At 64.0% G+C, this 19,908-nt stretch carries 18 protein-coding genes and 3 tRNA genes; 15 read left to right on the forward strand and 6 right to left on the reverse strand.

What is annotated here, in order from left to right; all coding sequences use genetic code 11:
• Genes FMA36_RS07745 through FMA36_RS07755 form a run of 3 tightly spaced genes read left to right on the forward strand, consistent with a single transcriptional unit; the run spans position 1 to position 3,942 of the window.
• On the forward strand, positions 1–1,128 hold the full coding sequence (locus tag FMA36_RS07745) for an ABC transporter permease (RefSeq protein ID WP_159261869.1): 1,128 nt from the start codon (positions 1–3) through the stop codon (positions 1,126–1,128).
• Positions 1,128–2,564, forward strand: a complete 1,437-nt coding sequence (locus FMA36_RS07750) for an efflux transporter outer membrane subunit (RefSeq protein WP_159263740.1) — start codon at positions 1,128–1,130, stop codon at positions 2,562–2,564. Before FMA36_RS07745 ends, FMA36_RS07750 begins: the two co-directional genes overlap by 1 nt.
• Positions 2,565–2,592: 28 nt before the next feature.
• Positions 2,593–3,942 carry a GntT/GntP/DsdX family permease gene (locus FMA36_RS07755; RefSeq protein ID WP_159261870.1) on the forward strand — a complete coding sequence of 450 codons (1,350 nt, stop codon included), beginning with the start codon at positions 2,593–2,595 and terminating at the stop codon, positions 3,940–3,942.
• 243 nt (positions 3,943–4,185) lie between these two features.
• Here the strand turns inward: FMA36_RS07755 and FMA36_RS07760 are convergent.
• Positions 4,186–4,260 (reverse strand) — tRNA-Thr (locus tag FMA36_RS07760).
• A 94-nt stretch (positions 4,261–4,354) separates the two neighbouring features.
• Here FMA36_RS07760 and FMA36_RS07765 point away from each other — a divergent pair.
• The 3 genes from FMA36_RS07765 to FMA36_RS07775 are packed head-to-tail and all read left to right on the forward strand — an operon-like array spanning position 4,355 to position 8,146.
• Entirely contained in the window at positions 4,355–5,833 is a 1,479-nt protein-coding gene (locus FMA36_RS07765; protein WP_159261871.1) for a paraquat-inducible protein A, read from the forward strand.
• Positions 5,830–7,494, forward strand: coding sequence for a PqiB family protein (locus FMA36_RS07770; protein WP_159261872.1), 1,665 nt, complete (start codon positions 5,830–5,832; stop codon positions 7,492–7,494). The genes FMA36_RS07765 and FMA36_RS07770 overlap by 4 nt, the downstream gene beginning before the upstream one ends.
• Positions 7,495–7,498: 4 nt before the next feature.
• Positions 7,499–8,146, forward strand: coding sequence for a PqiC family protein (locus FMA36_RS07775; RefSeq protein WP_159261873.1), 648 nt, complete (start codon positions 7,499–7,501; stop codon positions 8,144–8,146).
• 122 nt (positions 8,147–8,268) lie between these two features.
• Here FMA36_RS07775 and nusG read toward each other — a convergent pair whose 3' ends face one another.
• From nusG to FMA36_RS07790, 3 genes are all read right to left on the reverse strand, one after another.
• Entirely contained in the window at positions 8,269–8,799 is a 531-nt protein-coding gene (gene nusG, locus FMA36_RS07780) for a transcription termination/antitermination protein NusG (protein ID WP_159261874.1), read from the reverse strand.
• A gap of 8 nt (positions 8,800–8,807) precedes the next feature.
• Positions 8,808–9,002 carry a preprotein translocase subunit SecE gene (gene secE / locus FMA36_RS07785; protein ID WP_007397644.1) on the reverse strand — a complete coding sequence of 65 codons (195 nt, stop codon included), beginning with the start codon at positions 9,000–9,002 and terminating at the stop codon, positions 8,808–8,810.
• A 135-nt stretch (positions 9,003–9,137) separates the two neighbouring features.
• Positions 9,138–9,214 (reverse strand) — tRNA-Trp (locus tag FMA36_RS07790).
• Positions 9,215–9,439: 225 nt separating this feature from the next.
• On the opposite strand from FMA36_RS07790, the gene FMA36_RS07795 reads away from it, so the two are divergent.
• From FMA36_RS07795 to atpC, 7 genes are all read left to right on the forward strand, one after another.
• Positions 9,440–9,513: transfer RNA gene (locus tag FMA36_RS07795), tRNA-Gly, on the forward strand.
• A gap of 88 nt (positions 9,514–9,601) precedes the next feature.
• Positions 9,602–11,032, forward strand: coding sequence for an MFS transporter (locus FMA36_RS07800; RefSeq protein WP_206065227.1), 1,431 nt, complete (start codon positions 9,602–9,604; stop codon positions 11,030–11,032).
• A gap of 300 nt (positions 11,033–11,332) precedes the next feature.
• The gene (locus FMA36_RS07805; protein ID WP_159261875.1) at positions 11,333–11,929 is read left to right on the forward strand and encodes a F0F1 ATP synthase subunit delta; all 597 of its coding nucleotides are present in this window, start codon (positions 11,333–11,335) and stop codon (positions 11,927–11,929) included.
• Complete coding sequence (atpA, locus tag FMA36_RS07810) at positions 11,929–13,467, forward strand: F0F1 ATP synthase subunit alpha (RefSeq protein ID WP_159261876.1); 1,539 nt, start codon at positions 11,929–11,931, stop codon at positions 13,465–13,467. The genes FMA36_RS07805 and atpA overlap by 1 nt, the downstream gene beginning before the upstream one ends.
• A 16-nt stretch (positions 13,468–13,483) precedes the next feature.
• Entirely contained in the window at positions 13,484–14,365 is an 882-nt protein-coding gene (locus FMA36_RS07815; RefSeq protein ID WP_159261877.1) for a F0F1 ATP synthase subunit gamma, read from the forward strand.
• 32 nt (positions 14,366–14,397) lie between these two features.
• Positions 14,398–15,873 (forward strand): F0F1 ATP synthase subunit beta, encoded by a 1,476-nt coding sequence (gene atpD / locus FMA36_RS07820; RefSeq protein WP_159261878.1) that lies wholly within the window; start codon positions 14,398–14,400, stop codon positions 15,871–15,873.
• Positions 15,874–15,904: 31 nt separating this feature from the next.
• Positions 15,905–16,330, forward strand: coding sequence for an ATP synthase F1 subunit epsilon (gene atpC / locus FMA36_RS07825; protein ID WP_159261879.1), 426 nt, complete (start codon positions 15,905–15,907; stop codon positions 16,328–16,330).
• Between the two features lie 165 nt (positions 16,331–16,495).
• On the opposite strand, the gene queF is transcribed toward atpC, so the two are convergent.
• Positions 16,496–16,975 carry a preQ(1) synthase gene (gene queF / locus FMA36_RS07830; RefSeq protein ID WP_159263744.1) on the reverse strand — a complete coding sequence of 160 codons (480 nt, stop codon included), beginning with the start codon at positions 16,973–16,975 and terminating at the stop codon, positions 16,496–16,498.
• Positions 16,976–17,115: 140 nt separating this feature from the next.
• Between queF and rnd the strand changes: the two genes are divergently transcribed.
• Both rnd and FMA36_RS07840 read left to right on the forward strand, forming a co-directional pair.
• Positions 17,116–18,303 (forward strand): ribonuclease D, encoded by a 1,188-nt coding sequence (gene rnd / locus FMA36_RS07835; RefSeq protein ID WP_159261880.1) that lies wholly within the window; start codon positions 17,116–17,118, stop codon positions 18,301–18,303.
• Positions 18,304–18,446: 143 nt separating this feature from the next.
• Positions 18,447–19,061 (forward strand): GcrA family cell cycle regulator, encoded by a 615-nt coding sequence (locus tag FMA36_RS07840; protein ID WP_159261881.1) that lies wholly within the window; start codon positions 18,447–18,449, stop codon positions 19,059–19,061.
• Positions 19,062–19,182: 121 nt separating this feature from the next.
• Here the strand turns inward: FMA36_RS07840 and FMA36_RS07845 are convergent, their stop codons facing one another.
• A complete protein-coding gene (locus tag FMA36_RS07845) occupies positions 19,183–19,812 on the reverse strand; it encodes a bactofilin family protein (RefSeq protein WP_240906525.1) in 630 nt (209 codons plus the stop codon).
• Positions 19,813–19,908 lie beyond the last annotated feature (96 nt).

Here is a 19,908-nt window from a genome sequence, read left to right on the forward strand (position 1 = left end):
ATGATGCGCTGGCTGCTCAATGTCGGTCTGCTGTGTGGCAAGGAGCTGCGCAGCCTGGTGCATGACCGGGTGCTGCTCGGGCTGATCGTGTTCGCCTTCAGCGCGGGTGTGCTGCTGGTGGCCAACGGGGTGAAGGTGGAGGTGTCAAACGCCACCATCGCTTTCATCGACGAGGATAATTCCCCCCTCTCGCGCCGCATGCGTGATGCGGTGCAGCCACCCTACTTCAAGCCGCCCGTTATGGTGGACCGCACGCAGGCGCTCGAGGGCATGGACAGGGGGGACTACATCTTCGTGGTCGATATTCCCCCCAATTTCCAGTCCGATGTGCTGGCGGGCCGCGTGCCTGCCGTGCAACTGCGCGTGGATGCCACCGCCATGACCCAGGCCGGGCTGGGCACGGAATACCTCAACGAGATCCTGATGGGGGAGGTGGATGACATGCTGCATGTGCCATCGCCCATCGATCAGGTGCCGTTTGCCGTGCAGAGCCGCATCCGCTTCAACCCCAACAGTGAATCGAAATGGTTCACCTCGGTCATGCAGATCGTGACCAACATCACCATCCTGTCCATCGTGCTTGTGGGGGCTGCGGTCATCCGCGAGCGCGAGCATGGCACGCTCGAGCACCTGCTGGTCATGCCCGTGAGTGCAAGCGAGATTGCGGTAGCCAAGATCGTGACCAACGGGCTGGTCATTTTCGTGGGTGCCATCATCTCGCTATGGCTGGTGGTGCATGTGTGGCTTGGCGTGCCGATTGCGGGTTCGGTGGCGCTGTTTGCCGCGTGCTCGCTGCTGTACCTGTTCTCGGCCACGGCGCTGGGCATCATGCTGGCCACGGTGGCGCCCACCATGCCGCAGTTCGGGCTGCTGGTGGTGCCGGTCTATGCGGTGGCCTACCTGCTGTCGGGTGCGGCAACGCCGGTGGAAAGCATGCCGCAGGTGATGCAGGTGGTGGTGCGCTTTCTGCCCACCACGCAGTTCGTCAACCTGTCGCAGGCCATTCTGTACCGCGATGCGGGGCTGGGGGCGATCGCGCTGCCGCTGCTGACCGTGACGGTGACGGGCATTGTATTTCTTGTATTCGCGCTCATGCGCTTCAGATCCATGTTGGCAAGGCAGGAATGATGAGGAACAGATTGGCGCGGGCCGCCCGCATGGGAAGTGTTGCGGTGGCCGTGGGGCTTGTGGCGGGGTGCTCGCCCTTCCGCACGCATGCGCCGCCATCCCACGTAACGGTGCCCCGGCAATTCACGCAGGCAGGCATGGCGGGCGCGCAGGCCCCCACTGACCTCACGCGCTGGTGGGAGGCATGGCATGATCCGGGGCTGACGCAGGCGGTCGAGACCGCGCTGGCCGCAAGCCCGGACATCCGCATCGCGCGCGACCGCGTGCTTGAGGCGCGGGCCATGCATACGGTGGTGCGCTCCGCGCTTTACCCCACCGTGGGGGCCACCGGCAACATGATGGGCGGCGACATAGACTGGCGCGATGCCGATGGCCTGCCTGATTCCAATCGCAGTGCGGATGGCCACCTTGCGGGCATCACCGCCTCGTGGGAGCCGGACCTGTTTGGTGGCCGCCATGCCGATGCGAAGGCGGCAAAGGATGGCGTGAAGGCGGAGGAAGAATATTTCCACGGCGTGCAGATGGTCATCGCCGCCGATGCCGCTGACAGTTACCTGCGTGCCCAGGGCGTGCAGCGCCAGATCGCCCTGACCGACCGGGGCATTGCAACCCTGGGGCAGTTGCACGCTTACGGGCAGGCGCGTTTTGCATCAGGGCAGGCGACGGCTGCGGATGTGCGGCTGATCGAGCAGAAACTCTCTGAAATGAAGGCGCGCAGGCCGCTTCTTGTAGCCCGGCTTGACCTCATGCACCGCAGGCTTGCCGTGCTGTCCGGCCAGACGCCGGAGGGGCTGCCGGCACCTGCGGCACCTCCGGCCTATTTCGTGCCGCCCGCCCCCATGGGGCAGATGCCGGACACGGTGCTTGAGCGCAGGCCCGATGTGCGCGCCCGGCGCGATCAGGTGGATGCGGCGCTCAATCGGCTCAAAAGTGCCAAGACGGATCTGCTGCCCCGCTTCGGGCTGGAATTCTTTGGCGGCGACGGACGGCTGCATTTTGATGGCATTCCCGGCCTGTCGGGCACGGGCGGGCTGATTGCGCTGACCACCTACCTGCCCATCTTCACCGCCAACCGCATTCAGGCGCGCATCCATGCTGCCAGCGCCCGGCTTGATGCGGCGGTTGCGGGTTATGACAAAAGCCTGCTGCATGCTTTGGCCGAGGTGGAGGACGGGTATGAAAACCGCCTCGGCCTTGATGCCCGCGATGTGGAACTGACGCAGGCGCAGGCGCAGGCCGGGCAGGTTGCGCATGACCTGGCCGGTCTGTATGCCGGTGGGCAGCGCACGCTTGGCGATGTGCTTCAGGCCCGCATGCAGGCACTCGATGCGCAGGCGGCGGTGCTGTCCAATCAGGACTCGCGCACGCAGGCCACCATTCAACTGGCCCGTGTACTGGGCGGGGGCTGGCAGGAGGCGACGCCGGTCGCGCACTAGGCGCCGGGCAGGAAAGGAGAGACATCGGATGTCGGTCGGAATGGCCCTGCTGCTGGCTGTTGTGGCCATATGCGTTGTTGTTTTCCTCATTGAGCGGTGCAAGCTCAATCCGTTCCTGGCGCTGTTCCTTGCCTCCATGCTGCTCGGCTTTGCCGCCGGCATGCCCGCAACCCATGTGGTGAGCACGTTCGAGAAGGGGGCAGGGCAGGTGCTGGGCCAGATCGCCTCGGTCATTGCCCTGGGCACCATGCTGGGCAAGATGCTTGAGGTGTCAGGCGGGGCGGACCGCATTGCCATGACCGTGGTAGCGCTGGCCGGGCCCAGGCGGCTGGACTGGGCCATGATGGTGATCGGGCTGCTGGTCGGGCTGTCGGTGTTCTTTACGGTGGGCTTTGTGGTGCTGGTGCCGCTGGCCTTTTCCATCGCGCGGCAGACAAAAATGCCCATCCTGCACGTGGCCCTGCCGGTTACGGCGGCCCTTTCGGTGGTGCAGGGCTACATGCCGCCTCATCCCGGCACCATGTTCGCGCTGGCGGCCTACCATGCCGATATTGGCCGCCTGATCTGGATGGGTGCTGTGGTCAGCCTGCCTGCCGCCATCATTGCCGGCCCGCTCTATACCCGCTTCATCGTGCCCCGCCTGCCGGCTGATGCCGGGGCACAGGCGGCCAGCATGCACGGCGCCAGTACGCCGCGCGATCCTGCCAGCCTGCCGGGTTTTGGCATTACCCTCTTTACCATTCTCGCTCCCATGGTGCTGATGCTGGCGGGCTCCGCCACGCGCTTCATGGGGCCGCAGGCGGGTGCATGGGTGCAGGTGCTGCGCTTTGCGGGCGACCCGAATGTGGGGCTGGGGCTGGCGGCGCTGCTGTCATTCTGGACGCTGGGGCTGCGGCGCGGCATGACGCGCGAGAAGGTGCTGGCGTGCTCCAATGAATGTCTTGGCCCGCTGGCGGGGCTGTTGCTCATGATCGGGGCGGGTGGCGGTTTTGGCGCGGAACTGATGGATAGCGGCATATCCGACGCCATTGCCCGTGCGGCGGTCGGCATGCACGTGCCGCTGCTTGTGCTGGCCTGGGGGCTGGCCGCGGGCATGCGGGTGGCCGTAGGGTCGGCTACGGTAGCTATGAGCACCACGGCGGGCATCGTGGCCCCCATCATGACACATGGCAGCACGATCTCGCCCGAGCTTGTGGTGCTGGCTACCGGGGCAGGGGCAGTGATGTTCGGGCCGATGAATGATTCCGGCTTCTGGCAGGTGCGCGATGCGCTGGGACTGACCGTGCCGCAGACCCTGCGCACATGGTCCGTGCTGGAAACGCTGATTGGTATGGTGGGGCTTGCGATGTGCGTGCTGCTGCAGGCCTGTGGCCTGTGAAATGGAAGCGTCCGGGTGCTGCCTTGTTTTCAGGAAGGCGGCGTTCCCTGAAGCTTTTTTAAAAAAGCTTCACCAAAACCTTTGTCTGATTTTTCAAACAGTTTCCAGCCGCGCATGGGCGATCATTGCGAATCTCCCGGCTGGGCGGAAAATAAGGTTACCCTGTTGTTACCGCGCCGCCGGATGCAGGGCGCGCAATAGGCGGGGTAACATTCAAAGACTGTTATTTATCAAGAAGTTGGGTGGTGCCGACACTCGGAATTGAACCGAGGGCCTACTGATTACGAATCAGTTGCTCTACCCCTGAGCTATGTCGGCAAACCTGTGGCGTCTGATAAACGATGGGCTGGCATGATGCAATATATCAATTGCAGCATTCCCCATTTTAATTTGGTCTATATGGTGGGGGCAGATGAGTACGTCATTTTCCTCCCGGCAGATGCGCTGTGATGATGCGGGCATCGGCCCCGTGCCCCATATCCGCATTATTGGCGGCCTGTCGGAATGTCCCGGCTGCGGGCTGTACCAGCGCCTGCCCGAGCTCGCGCCCGGCCAGCAGGCCCTGTGCACGCGCTGCGGGCAGAAGCTCGCGCGCAGGCGGCGCACGGCACCGCTGGCAACGCCGCTGGCCTTCTGCATCAGCTCGGCGGCGTTCTATCTCGCAGCCCTCGCCTCATCGCTCATGACGCTGGATGTGTATGGCAGGCAGCGCACCGTGGACCTGCTGACCGGGCCGATGGAACTCATGCATGAAGGCTGGGGCGAGGCCGGGATTCTGGTGGGAGCGGTAACCGTGCTGGCACCCGCGGTGGCGATCGGGTTCATGTTTGCCATCCTGTATGCCGCCGCCCGTCCGCAACTGCCTGACTGGGGGCCGCGCATTCTGGTGTGGTATGACAAGCTGCGGCCGTGGTCGATGGTCGAGGTCTATATTCTGGGCATCTTCGTGGCCTACACCAAGCTGACCGACATGGCGCATGTCGATGTCGGCCCTGCGGTGTATCTGATCGGCGCGCTGATGCTGACCATGGCGGCCACTGATTCGACGCTCGATACCGAAATGATCTGGCAGCACCGCCGCATCGATTCGCTCACCCGCGCCGAAGGCGGCGGCAGGGTAGTGGTGGATTACGCACATGTGGATGACATCGGCATGCCGCCGGTCGATCATCTGGTGGCGTGCAGCTCATGCGGGCTGGTGGGGGAACTGGCGCACCCGGTCTCGAACCTGCGCTGCGTGGGGGTTTGTCCGCGCTGTGAGCACAAGGTATGGCGCCGCCTGCCGCAAACACTTACCCGCACCACCGCCTTCCTCATCGCGGCGGTCGTGTTCTATATTCCGGCCAATCTCTACCCGGTCATGACGTTCACGCGCATGGGCGGCGGGGGCGGGCACACCATCATCGAAGGCGCGCTCGAACTGTGGGCCGATGGCATGATCCCGCTGGCGCTGCTGGTGTTCTTTGCCTCCATCACCGTGCCCATGCTCAAGATCGCGAGCCTTGGGTGGATGATCATCCAGACATGGCGCGGCGCGCGCGGGCACCTCGTGGCGCGCACGCGGCTGTTCAGGGTGGTTGATATGGTGGGCCGGTGGTCGATGATCGATGTGTTCATGATCTCGATCCTGGTGGCGGTGGTGCGATTCAATTTCATGGCCAGTGTCACGGCCAATGCCGGGATGGTGGCGTTTGCCGCCGTCGTGATCCTGACACTGCTGGCCGCCTGGAGCTTCGACCCGCGCATCATGTGGGATGCAGCGGGGCGCAACGGCCCGGTGACCGATGGCCTGCCGCCGGGCGTGGTGGCGGCGGTTGACCAAGGCGGCCCGGCCTCTTCCCTTTCGCCGGCGGAAACACGCCCGGCCAGCATGGAGCCAGATCTGGCGTGAGTGACGATTTTTCTTCCGGTAATTCCAATGGCAGCGTGCCGCAGGCCCAGACGCGGCGGTACCGTTTCTCGGTCGTGTGGCTGGTGCCGATCGTGGCCATCATCATCGCGGGCTATCTGGGCTGGCGCGGGCTGACCGGGCGCGGGCCGCTGATTGTCATTAGCTTCGACACCGCCGATGGCCTGACCAGCGGCCAGACCGAGGTCAAGAACAAGGCGGTCTCGCTCGGCACGGTCGATTCCATCCGGCTGAGCGATGACCTGCACCATGTCGAGGTGCGCGTGCGCATGACGGCGGCAGCAGGCCGCATGCTGACTGACCACGCCCGCTTCTGGGTCGTGCGCCCGCGCATCAATGGCGCGAGCATTACGGGGCTGGAAACGGTCATGTCGGGTGCCTACATCGCCATGGATGCGGGTGAGGCGGGCGGTCATTACACCACCCGTTTCACTGGCCTGGAATCACCGCCGGGCGTGCGCTCCGACCAGCCGGGCCATACCTATACGCTCATCACGCAGTCGCTCGGCTCGCTTGGCCAGGGCGCGCCCATCTTCTTCCGTGACGTGGTGGTGGGCGAGGTGCTCGGCTACACCATGCCGCCAGAAGGGCGCGGGCCGATCAAGGTGCAGATTTTTGTGCAGGCCCCCTATGACAGCTACCTGCGCACCACCACGCGCTTTTGGAACGTGTCGGGCGTGCAGGTGGGTCTTGGGGCGGGCGGGCTCAAGGTCAAGCTCCAGTCACTTCAGGCGCTGCTCTCGGGCGGGGTGGCGTTTGATCCGCCCGATGAACGCAATGAGAAGAACACGCTGTCCCCCACTGCCGGGCCGGACACCGCCTTCCAGCTTTATGACAGCGCGGAGGAAGCCAATAGTGCGGGCTACCGCGAGCGCATTCCGCTGGTTACGTACCTGACCAGCTCGGTCACGGGGCTGACCAAGGGAGGGCGCCTGACCATGTTCGGCATTCAGGTCGGCATGATTGATGACGTGAAGCTGCAGGTCGATCCCGCTACTGGCAAGGCGCATGTGCGCGTGGCCATGGAGCTCCAGCCCGAGCGCGTGCTCGATAACCGGCAGGTTTCACCTGATGCGCTGGCCGGGCTTTTGCGCATGCAGGTGGCATCCGGCCTGCGGGCTTCGGTGCAGAGCACCAGCATGCTGACCGGCGAATCCGAAATCGGGCTGACCTTCGTGAAGAATGCAACACCCGCGCAGGTCGAGATGGAGGGCGACGCCATGGTGCTGCCCGGCCAGGCGGGCGGCATGTCGGGCATCATGGATTCGCTCTCGGTGGTGAGCGACAAGATTGCCGCGATGCCGCTGACCCAGATGGGCGAGAACCTGAACAGCCTGCTGGCCCATGCCGATGCCCGCATCAACAGCCCCGACACCAAGCAGGCCCTGACCGCGCTGCGCAGTTCGCTGCAGAACCTGCAGGTCATATCGCATGATGCCCGCACCGAAATGCCGCAACTGCTGACCGGCATGGACAAGACGCTCAAGAGTGCCAACTCGGTACTGTCGAGCTATGGCGGCGATACCGACTTCCAGCGCAACCTGCAGCAGATGATGCTGCAGCTCAACGATGCCGCGCGCTCGCTGCGCTTCCTGTCAGACTTCCTGACCCACCACCCCTCGGCACTGATTACGGGACGATAAGAGCATGCAACGCCCCTTCTGGCATTTCATACAGTCCACCCGGCCCGTGGCCGCAGGCATGGCGGTTGCATCGCTGCTGGCACTAGGCGGCTGCAGTTCGGCCGACCCCACGCTCTACTCGCTGGCCCCCGTGCCCGCAGCGCAGGCAGGCATGGTTGGCACAGGCATGCCGGCGGTGATCGAGGTGCGCACGCCCGGCGTCTCGCCCTCGCTTGACCGGCAGAGCATCGTGGGCGTGCAGGATGACTACAGCGTTACGCCAAGCAGTGGCGCAGCCTGGAGCGAGCCGCTCGCCCCCATGCTCGGTCATGTGCTGGCCGCCGACCTGCAGCAGCGCCTGCCCGGCGTGAGCATATTTGCCCAGAACGATGCCACGAGCGTGCCCGCGCAGGGGTTTGTCGAGGTCGAGATTACCCGTTTCGCGCATGATGCCACGGGCATCGTGCATCTGGCAGGCAGCCTGTCGGTGCACCGGGCGGGTGACCCCGAGCATGCCCTGTCGGTGCCACTGGCACTGACGGCCACGCCAGCAGGCAGTGGCATGCGGGCCATGGTGGCCTCGCTCAGCCAGTTGACCGGACAGGTGGCGGATATGGCGGCTGCACGGTTACAGACCCTGCCGCCCGCGCCCCAACCGGCTCTCCATAAATAATAAAGGTTTTCGGGTGCCGCCTTTTTTCAAAAAGGCGGCATTCTTCTGCAGGTCCTGCAAAGCCTTCCGGGCATAAAAAAAAGCGCCCGGAGGCGCTTTTCAGTTCAGTGGGGAGAGAAGGCTCAGACCTTCTCCACCTGGCTGTATTCCAGATCGACCGGGGTGGAACGGCCGAAGATGGAGACGCTCACCTTCAGGCGGCCACGCTCCTCGTCCACTTCCTCGATCGTGCCGTTGAACGAGGTGAAGGGACCATCAGCCACGCGGATCTGCTCGCCAATTTCGAAGGTAACGGAGGGGCGGACCTGTGCCACACCTTCTTCCGCCTGCTTCATCGCCCGTTCGGCTTCAGCCTTGGGGATGGGCGTGGGGCGGGTCTTGCTGCCAAGAAAGCCGGTTACCTTGGGCGTGTCCTTGACCAGGTGCCACGCCTCATCGGTCAGCTCCATGTTGACCAGCACGTAACCGGGGAAGAACTTGCGCTCGGCGTTGACCTTCTGGCCACGACGCACTTCCGTCACTTCTTCCGAAGGGACGAGGATCTCACCGAAATGGTCAGCCAGCCCTTTCTGGGCAGCCTGTTCCGTGATGTGCTGGGCAATCTTCTTCTCGAAGCCCGAATAGACGTGGATCACATACCACCGCTTGGCCATGGCTGAACTCAGCCTCCCAGTCCGAAGAGTTTCCGTACGGCAAGGCCGATCACCTCGTCGACGAGGAAAAAGAAAACCGATGCAAGACCGGCCATGGCCAGCACCGCACCCGTTGTCATCAGGGTGGCGCGTCGTGTGGGCCACGTGACTTTCCTGGCCTCGGCCCGAACGTCTTCAACAAATTTCGCGGGACTGACCGACACGAAATACCCTTCCTGCAACGCCACGGCGCACCAACCGGATGAACCAGCCGGTGCGGGGCCAAAGAACCGGTGCGGACCATTGTGGCCCGACCCATCGGGTGCCAGGCCGGAAGGGGAATGCCCGACCGGAAAGAATGGCAGGGGTGGAGGGTCTCGAACCCGCAACCTCCGGTTTTGGAGACCGGCGCTCTAGCCAATTGAGCTACACCCCTGCAAAGCCGCCTGCGAAGGCCCGAAACACACGGCATGGCATCTGCCACGCTGTTTCGGATCGTCCATGCGAACCCGGCACAGGAAGCGGAAAAAAGTATGAACCGAGCCGAAAGTCAAGAGGGTGCACTCATAAAAATACAAGTTTGGTGCGTTTGGCCGCCCGTTCCGGTTTATGGGCTTGCGCGACAGAGGGCGGAAACGGTATGGATGGGCCAACCTTATGGGCGGGCGTAGCATAGTGGTAATGCAGTAGCCTTCCAAGCTTCTGAGGAGGGTTCGATTCCCTTCGCCCGCTCCATGGTCCCCACACAATACAATCCGTTTCGGCCCTGACCGGATTCGGGCGCAGGCCGCCCCGGCGGCGTCATGGGGCATGGGTGATTTCAATGGCATTGACCGGCTCTCCTACCCTCCATCCGCGCGTGGTGCTGGCCACCTGCTGCCTCAGCCTGCTGCTGGTCATGATGGATGTCACGGTGGTCAATGTCGTGCTGCCCTCCATCCGCGCGCAGATGCATGGTGGCTTTTCCACCCTGCAATGGGTGGTGGATGCCTACACCCTCATGGTTGCCAGCCTCATGCTGCTGGTGGGCACGCTGGCCGACCGGTTCGGGCGGCGGCGGATGTTCCTGATCGGCATTACGCTGTTCTGCGCAGGCTCGGCCCTGTGCGGGCTGGCGCGCAGCGTGGAGATGCTGGTGTTCGCGCGCGCGGTGCAGGGAATCGGCGGCTCGATGCTCAACCCGGTGGCGCTGTCGATCCTGACAAGCGTGTATGTCGAGCCACGGGCGCGGGCGCAGGCCATTGGCACATGGGGTGCGACATCGGGCGTTGCGTTGGCGCTGGGGCCGGTTGTTGGTGGCGTGCTGGTGCACTGGGTGGGCTGGCAGGCGGTGTTCTGGGTCAATGTGCCGATCGGGCTGCTTGCCATCGGGCTGACGCTGCGCTTCGTGCCTGAATCCCGTGGCGGGCGCGGGCGTAGCATTGATGCGCCGGGGCAGCTGCTGGCCATCGTGGCGCTGGCCATGATCACCTCCGGGCTGATCGAGGCGCATAATTATGGCTGGGCGTCGCCTGCCATTTCCGGCTTCCTCGGTTTCGGGCTGCTGTCGATCGTGGGGTTTGTCATTGTCGAACGCCGTGCCGGGACGCCCCTGATTGACCTGCGCTTTTTTGGCGCGTGGCCGTTCTCGGGGGCGATTGTCATCGCCGTGATGGCCTTTGCCATGTTCAGCGCCTTCCTGTTTCTCAACACGCTTTACCTGCAGGATGTGCGCGGGTTTGATGCGCTGCATGCCGGGCTGTGCACGCTGCCATTTGCGGCAGGTTCCATGCTGTGCGCCCCGCTTTCGGGGCGGCTGACCGGGCGGTATGGCGCGCGACTGCCGTTGCTGCTGTCCGCCATCGGGTTTGGTGCGGGCGCGCTGCTGCTGACTGGGCTGGACGCCATGACCCCGCTCGGCCTGCTTCTGGCCTCCTACGGGCTGTGCGGGTGCGGCTTTGGCCTGTGCAACGCGCCCATTACCAATGCGGCCATTTCCGGCATGCCGCGGGCGCAGGCGGGGGTGGCGGCTGCCATTGCGTCAACAAGTCGGCAGGTGGGCGCGCTGCTTGGTATAGCGCTTGGTGGTGCCATGAGTGCATCAAGCGTGCGGGGTGGGGTGGTGCAGTGGAGCGCCTTCCCCCAGGCCACCCATGCAGTGTGGTGGAGCATGGCGGTGGGGGCGGGCTGCATCGCGGCGCTGGGACTGGTTTCGACCGGACTCCGCGCGCGGCGGAGCGCCCAGGCCGTTGCGGCCCTGCTTGATTCGGCATGATGCATTATTGATATGCGGTTTATGCATACCTTGACCGCCATTCCCGCCAGCCCGTCGCGCAGGGAGGCGACAAAACTGGCGCTTTCCTGTTTCCGAAACGGTGCGCGGCATGTATGATCCCGCCAGCCTTTGGCACGAGCGTGACCATATGCGCGAAAACAGGCGGTAGTGTGGCGTTGCGCAACGCCAGCGGGCCGCCTGTCTGTTGCGTGTGTTTACGCTGCGTGCTAGAGCCGCGCCAGCAGCGCACGGGGCCTCGGTTTCCGGGCAGGCGGCTTGTGTTTGAATCAAGATTCTGGATTGGAAAAGCGGACAGTGGATTCGGGTGGAACGACCTCAATACCGATCGCCTCCATTGCCAATGGCCTTCCCGGTCGTTACGCGACGGCGCTCTATGAGCTTGCGGCTGAACGCCAGCAGCTTGATCCTGTTCTCGAGCAGGCCACGGCCCTTGCCAGCCTGATTGATGGCAGCGCCGACCTGCGTACCGCCCTTGCGGACCGCACGCTCGACCTGCGCGACAGCGCGCGGGCGGTCGATGCCGTGCTCGACGCCGAGGGGTTCAGCCCCCTCATGCGTGATTTTGTCGGCGTGGTGGCGAATAACCGCCGCCTTCCGCGCCTGCGTGAGATTCTTGCCGCGCTGGCGGCTATCGCTGCGGCCCGGCGCGGGGAAGTGGTGGCGGATGTCGTATCCGCCCACCCCCTGACCGACCTGCAGCGTGTCCAGCTTCGCAGCCGCCTTGCCGAGGCCGGCTATTCCAAAGTCAATATCCAGGAGCGTGTTGACGCGGCCCTGCTGGGCGGTCTGGTCGTGCGCGTAGGCGCCCGCCTGTATGACACCAGTCTCAGATCCCGCCTTACCCGCCTGCACCATGCCATGAAGGGAGCCGCGTGATGGAAATCCGCCCCTCCGAGATTTCGGATATCCTCAAGCAGCAGATCGCTACGTTCGACAAGGCCGCTGACGTTGCCGAGACAGGGACCATCCTGTCGGTTGGTGACGGCATTGCCCGTGTCTACGGTCTGCAGAATGTTGAAGCCGGCGAAATGCTGGACTTCCCCGCCAGTGGCCAGAAAGGCATGGCGCTCAACCTCGAGAATGACAATGTCGGCGTTGTCATCTTCGGCGATGACAGCGCAATGCGTGAAGGCGACACCGTCGCCCGCACCGGCAAGGTGGTTGAAGTGCCCACCGGCAAGGCGCTGCTCGGCCGCGTGGTCGATGGCCTTGGCAACCCGATTGACGGCAAGGGGCCGCTGGTTGGCGAAGTCATCAGCAAGCGCGCGGAAATCAAGGCGCCCGGCATCATGCCGCGCCAGTCCGTCAGCGAGCCGATGCAGACCGGCATCAAGGCGATCGATGCGCTCGTGCCCATCGGGCGTGGCCAGCGTGAGCTGATTATCGGTGACCGCCAGACCGGCAAGACCGCCATCCTGATCGACACCATCGTCAACCAGAAGAGCGTCAACGCGCTTGGTGACGAGAGCAAGTCGCTCTACTGCATCTATGTCGCCATCGGGCAGAAGCGCTCGACGGTGGCACAGCTGGTGCGCACGCTCGAAGAGACCGGCGCGATGGAATACTCCATCGTCGTGGCCGCTACCGCGTCCGACCCGGCTCCGATGCAGTACCTGGCACCGTATGCCGCCTGCTCCATGGGTGAATACTTCCGCGATAACGGCATGCATGCCCTGATCGTGTATGATGATCTGTCCAAGCAGGCCGTGGCCTACCGCCAGATGTCGCTGCTGCTGCGTCGCCCGCCGGGCCGCGAAGCTTACCCCGGTGACGTGTTCTACCTGCATTCGCGCCTGCTGGAACGCGCGGCCAAGATGTCCGACAAGTTCGGCGCAGGCTCGCTGACCGCCCTGCCGGTGATCGAGACGCAGGCCGGTGACGTGTCCGCCTATATCCCGACCAACGTGATCTCCATCACCGATGGTCAGGTCTTCCTTGAAACCGACCTGTTCTACCGTGGCATCCGCCCGGCCGTGAACGTGGGTGGTTCCGTCTCCCGCGTGGGGTCTGCCGCGCAGATCAAGGCGATGAAGCAGGTTGCGGGCAAGATCAAGCTCGAGCTGGCGCAGTATCGTGAAATGGCGGCGTTCTCGCAGTTCGCCTCCGATCTCGACCCCGCGACCCAGAAGCAGCTTGCCCGTGGCGCACGCCTTGTCGAGCTGCTCAAGCAGCCCGAAACCTCGCCGCTGTCGGTCGAGGAGCAGGTTGTGGTGCTGTTTGCTGGCACGCGCGGCTACATCGATGCCGTGCCGGTTGCCGAAGTGACCAGCTACGAGAAGCGCCTGCTTGATGATGTTCGCACATCGGGCAAGGATATCCTGGAATCGATCCGGACCCAGCGCCAGCTGACGAAGGATATCGAAAGCCGTCTGAACGATTTCCTGACGACATTCGGCCGTCAGTTCGCCAACTGAGGAAGATCGGGCAACCATGGCTTCCCTGAAGGACCTGCGCGCACGGATTGGTAGCGTCAAATCGACGCGAAAGATCACCAGCGCAATGAAAATGGTGGCGGCGGCCAAGCTGCGTCGGGCTGAAACCCGCGCGGCGGCCGCCAAGCCCTATGCCGATGCAATGCGCCGCATGCTGGCCGAAGTGGCCCGCAGCGTGGCGGGCGAAGGCGGACAGCCCGCGCTGCTGACCGGAACAGGGCAGGACAAGGTGCACCTGCTGGTGCCCATGTCCAGCGACCGTGGTCTGGCCGGTGCATTCAACTCCAACATCAACCGCACGACCCGCAACTTGGTGCTCAAGCTCCAGGCCGAGGGCAAGACCGTCAAGATCCTGCCGGTGGGCCGCAAGACATACGACTTCCTGTCGCGTGATTTTTCGGACCTGATCATTGACCACCGCCATCTGGCGGCGGGCAAGGAGATTCCGTTCTCCGCCGCGGCTGAACTCGGCGAGCAGATTTCATCCCTGCTCGAAAAAGGCGAGTTTGACGTCTGCACGCTGGTGTACAACCAGTTCCGCAACGTCATGACCCAGACGCCGACGGAAATGCAGCTGATTCCGCTCGCCCTGCCGGAAAATGACAACGCGGACAACACACAGGTCGCGGCCTACGAATTCGAGCCCGATGAGGGCACGCTGCTGTCGAGCCTCCTGCCGCGCAACCTGCAGGTGCAGATCTATGCCACCATGCTGGAAACGGCGGCGGGCGAGAACGGCGCGCGGATGACCGCAATGGATAACGCGACGCGTAACGCTGGCAAGGCCATCGATCGTCTGACGCTCAAGTACAACCGTACGCGCCAGACCAACATCACCAATGAACTCATCGAGATCATCTCGGGCGCCCAGGCTGTCTGAGGATCGATCGTCACGCTCACAGGAGCTGTCCCATGTCGGAAACCACAACTCAAGAGGCTCCTGTCTCCACGCAGGCGCCCAAAAGCAATATCGTTGGTCGTGTGACCCAGGTCCGCGGTGCTGTTGTTGACGTACAGTTCGAGGGTACGCTGCCGCATATCCTCGATGCGCTGCACGTTCAGCTCAATGGCCAGACCCTGGTGCTCGAAGTGGCGCAGGAAATCGGCGAGCACGAAGTCCGCTGCATTGCCATGGACACCACTGATGGCCTGACCCGCGGTGCCGAAGTGGCCGCCACCGGCAGCCAGATCACCGTGCCGGTTGGCCCGGGCACGCTTGGCCGTATCCTCAACGTCATCGGCGAGCCGATCGATGATCGTGGCCCCGTGAAGTGCGAAGGGCGCTCGCCCATTCACCGCGCTGCTCCGGCTTTTGACGAGCAGGCCGCCGCGACCGAGATCCTGCCGACGGGCATCAAGGTTGTCGATCTGCTCTGCCCCTACCTCAAGGGCGGCAAGGTTGGCCTGTTCGGTGGTGCGGGCGTGGGCAAGACCGTCATCATCCAGGAACTGATCAACAACATCGCCAAGGCGCATGGCGGCGTGTCGGTCTTTGCCGGTGTGGGTGAACGTACCCGTGAAGGTAACGACCTGTATTACGAAATGCAGGACGCGAACGTCATCAAGCTTGATGGCGACTCGACCGAAGGCTCGAAGGTGGCGCTGGTCTATGGCCAGATGAACGAGCCGCCGGGTGCCCGTGCCCGCGTGGCGCTGTCTGGTGTGACGGTTGCGGAATACTTCCGCGATGTGGAAGGCCAGGACGTGCTGTTCTTCGTGGACAACATCTTCCGCTTTACGCAGGCTGGTGCCGAAGTGTCCGCACTGCTCGGCCGTATTCCTTCCGCCGTGGGCTACCAGCCCACGCTGGCAACGGAAATGGGTGCCCTGCAGGAGCGCATCACCTCCACCAAGAAGGGGTCGATCACCTCGGTGCAGGCCGTTTACGTGCCCGCCGATGACCTGACCGATCCGGCGCCTGCCGCGACCTTCGCCCATCTTGATGCAACCACGGTGCTGAACCGTTCCATCGCGGAAATGGGCATCTACCCGGCTGTTGACCCGCTGGACTCCACCTCGCGCTCGCTCGACCCCAAGATCGTGGGTGACGAGCACTACCAGGTGGCGCGTGACGTGCAGCGCATCCTGCAGACCTACAAGTCCCTGCAGGACATCATTGCCATTCTCGGCATGGATGAACTGTCGGAAGACGACAAGCTGATCGTGGCCCGCGCCCGTCGCATCCAGCGCTTCCTGTCCCAGCCGTTCCATGTGGCCGAAGTGTTCACGGGCGCTCCGGGCAAGCTGGTCTCGCTGGAAGACACGGTGCGTTCGTTCAAGGCGATCGTGGCGGGTGAATACGATCACCTTCCCGAAGGGGCTTTCTACATGGTCGGCGCGATCGAGGAAGCGGTGGCCAAGGCCGAGAAAATGAAGGAATCGGCCTGAACCCCGGCCCCTGACGCAAGGAAAATAGACCATGTCCATTAAGGTCAAGATTGTCAGCCCGGAGAAAGTCCTGTTCGCGCATGACGCCGATATGGCTGTCATGCCGGGGGCGGAAGGCGACATCGCGGCCATGCCCGATCATGCCCCGCTCATGCTGACGCTGCGCGGTGGCGTGGTTGACATCTATGAAGGTGATGCGGTCACGCATCGCTTCTTCGTGGCGGGCGGCTTTGCCGATATCGCGCCAAGCCACTGCACCATCCTTGCCGACCGGGCCACCAAGCTCGAAGACCTGTCGGTTGACGATGCGGAAGCCCGCCTGGCGGGTCTGGAAAAATCCTATGAGGAAGCGGACAAGATGAACGTGCCCGCGCTTGATATCCTTATGGGCAAGATGCAGTCGGCCCGGGCCGAGATCGAGGCGGCGCAGTCCGCTATTCCGGGCATGTCGCTCTGATATTATAGCCAGTCTGCGTCTGCTTCCTGCATTGGGGCGGACGTATTGCCGGACATGAAAAGCGCCCTTTACGGGGCGCTTTTTTGTTTGGTGGGTATTAGCTAAAGCATTCAAAAAATGCCGCCTTTTTGAAAACAGGCGGCACCCAGAAATCTTTATTATGAATTAGCCGCGCCCGCGATAGCCCGGCACGTCCTGCGCGGGAATCCACACACCTTCCGGTGGGGCGCCGGTCTGCCAGAACACATCGATGGGCATGCCGCCGCGCGGGTACCAGTAGGCCCCGATGCGCAGCCACACCGGCTTGAGCAGATCGACAAGCGTGGTGGCAATCTGCATCGAGCACCGTTCATGAAAGGCGCCGTGGTTGCGGAAGCTGGTCAGGAACAGCTTGAGCGACTTGCTCTCCACAATCCATTCATCGGGAATGTAGTCAATCACGATATGGGCGAAGTCGGGCTGTCCCGTAACCGGGCACAGCGAGGTGAATTCGGGTGCTGTGAAACGCACCACGTAGCGCCGCCCGCGATCGGGGGCGGGCACGCGTTCAAGCCGGGCTTCCTCCGGGCTTGCGGGCTGGGCGCTGTTCTGGCCGAGCTGCGTCAGGAACTGGCTGCCATCATCTTGGGTGGGGCTGGAGGTCATGGACGGGTCCGTCAGCAATGAAAAAAGGGGATAGAGGGCTGATGCCGCAAGCCGTTGGGGGGCGTCAATGGAAATGCGGAGAGGGGGCATGTGGTTTTCCCTTCTTCCGCAACCCGGGGCAGCCATGATAACTGCACGGAATGGCACGTGTATCCCGACCCGAATTTCCCGCTCCTGTGCTGGTTACCACCACGGCGGCGCTTGAGGCTGTAACGGCGCGACTGCGCCAGGAGCCGTTTGTAACAATCGACACGGAATTCGTGCGCGAGCGCACCTACTGGCCGGAGCTGTGCCTTGTGCAGCTGGCAGGCGCAAACGAGGTGGTGGTGATCGACACGATCGCCCCCGGCATTGACCTGTCCAGCCTTGGTGGCCTGCTTGATGATGCGGCAGTGGTGAAAGTCTTTCACGCAGCAAGGCAGGATCTTGAAATCTTTCTGCATCTGTTCGACCGCCTGCCCGCCGCCCTGTTCGACACGCAGGTCGCGGCCATGGTGGCAGGCTATGGCGACCAGGTGGGATATGACAATCTCGTCTCGTCGTTGCTGGGCGTGCAGATCGACAAGTCGCATCGCTTTTCCGACTGGTCGGCGCGCCCGCTCTCGCCAGCCCAGATCGGCTACGCGGCGGCTGATGTCACCTATCTGCGGCTGGTCTATGCCAAGCTGCTGGCACAGCTCGAGCGCGAGGGCAGGCTGGACTGGGTCGCGGCCGAGCTGGATATCCTGAACAATCCCGCCACCTTCCGCCCCGACCCGCTGACCCTGTGGGAGAAGATGCGCCCGCGCACCAATAACCGGCGCATGCTGGGCATCCTGCGGGCCGTGGCGGCCTGGCGTGAGGGCGAGGCCCAGCGCGTCAACGTGCCGCGCCAGCGCCTGCTCAAGGATGAAAGCCTGATGGAAATCGCGGCGACAGCGCCCGATACGGTCGATGCACTGGCCCGCGTGCGCGGCGTCTCGCGCGGGTTTGCCGAGGGGCGTAGCGGGCAATCCCTGCTTGACGCGGTGACCGAGGCCCAGGCGGTGCCGGAAGCGGATCTGCCGCGCCTGCCCAAGGGGCGGGGCAAGGATGCGCCACGCCCGTCGGCAGCCCTGATTGCCCTGCTCAAGGTGCTGCTGGCCACCTGCTGCGAGGCCCATCGCGTGGCCCCGAAACTTGTGGTGTCATCAGAGGATCTCGACCGTTTCGCGCTGGATGACGCGGCGGATATCCCCGCGTTTCACGGTTGGCGCAATACGGTATTTGGCAAGCTTGCGCGTGAACTCAAGGCGGGTCGGCTGACCATGGGGGTCGAGGATGGCAAGGTCAGGCTGATCCACGACTGAGCCCGCAGGGGGGCTCAGGCGGTTTTACAGGGGTTGCAAACAGGTTATAGGCAGAACTGTCCACAAGATTCTGTCATTCTGCGGTTGAGATAGATGGCAGATACGCCTAGTTTCGCTCCATTCCGCGTAAGGAGTGCAGAACGATGGCGATGGAATGGACAGAGGAGACGATCGCGCGGCTGCGTGATCTGTGGCAGCAGGGATTATCGACCGCAGAAATCGGCCGCCAGTTATCTGTTACCAAAAATGCCGTTGTAGGCAAGGCGCATCGCCTTGGCCTCAAGCCCCGCCCATCGCCCATCCGTCGTGCCGCCAAGGCCACGCCGCCTGCCGATGCCGTACCACAGGCCGCCCCGGTTGCGGCGGCCCCCGCCGTGGCTCCAAAAAAGGAAGCGGCTCCGGCCCCCGTGGTGGCAGCCCCTCCCGCGCCTGAAAAGGCACCCGCGCCGGTGAAGGCCACTGTTGCGGCTCCCGAGCCAAAGGCCGCAACCCCGGCTCCCGCTGCCGAACCGGCCCCCGAAGCCCCGGCTGCCCGTCAGGCCCGCGCGCCAGCCCGTGCCGCCCGTGCGGCGCTGCGCCCGGTTAGCGAGCCCCGCCGCCGCAGCAGCCAGTCCTGCTGCTGGCCGCTGGGCGATCCGGGCACGCCGGGCTTTCACTTCTGTGGGGCAACACCACTGCCGGGCAAGCCGTACTGTGCCGAGCACGCGCAGCTTGCCTATGTAAAGCTGCGTAGCGACCGGCGCGATAATGTAGCCTGATCTCTTGCGGGAGACGGCGCTGACGCGAGCTGTTTGCTAATTAGTGCAAAAAAACGCCAGGGCATTGCTGCCGCTGGCGTTTTTTGTATCCGCCCGGCTGGCCCGGGCGGAAAAGCCTGCTTCAGCCAGCACTGGCCGGGCGCGGGGCCGCGGGCTGGGCTGCCGGAGCAGGAGCGGCCTGCGGGGCAGCAGGGGTCGTGATCATTTCCAGCTGGCCGGTGACCTGGCCACCATCTTCAACCTTCAGGCGGCGGCACTTGGCCTTGCCGAGCAGGCGGCCGGTGGAGCGGATGGTCAGGCTGCCGCGCACGGTCAGTGTGCCATCGATGGTGCCCGCGAGTTCCGCGTCCTCAACCTCGACTTCGCCCTTGAACACGCCGCCCTGTGCGATCTGCAGTTCGGATGCATTGATCAGCGAGGATTCGACCGTGCCTTCCACAACCAGGCGCTCGGCATCCTGGATGGTGCCCTGCACGCTGATGCCACGCCCGACCACGAGGGTGCGGCGCTCATTTTCCTTTTTGACGGGTGCGGCGGCAGCGCCCGGCGCACCGGGGCGTGCGCCACCCGGCGCAGGCGAAGGGGAAGGCGTGGGCGGGAAGGGCGGACGGGCCATGGATGTGTTTTCCTTGCTGGCGGATGGAGAGGAAGGAGTGGCGCCACCGCCCATGACCGGGCGGCCCGGCTGCTGCACGGGGGACGGAGTGGGGGCGGGTGGCTTGGTGTCTGCTGGCTTGCGTCGTTTAAACAATATTACCCCGCTTGGTTAGATGCTGCATCGGAGCGCGTGAATGCCCCGGAACGAAAAAGAACGCTTCGTCGGGCTGGTTGCAGGCCGCAGCCCCCA

Source organism: Komagataeibacter xylinus (assembly GCF_009834365.1).
Taxonomy (GTDB): Bacteria; Pseudomonadota; Alphaproteobacteria; order Acetobacterales; family Acetobacteraceae; genus Komagataeibacter; species Komagataeibacter xylinus_D.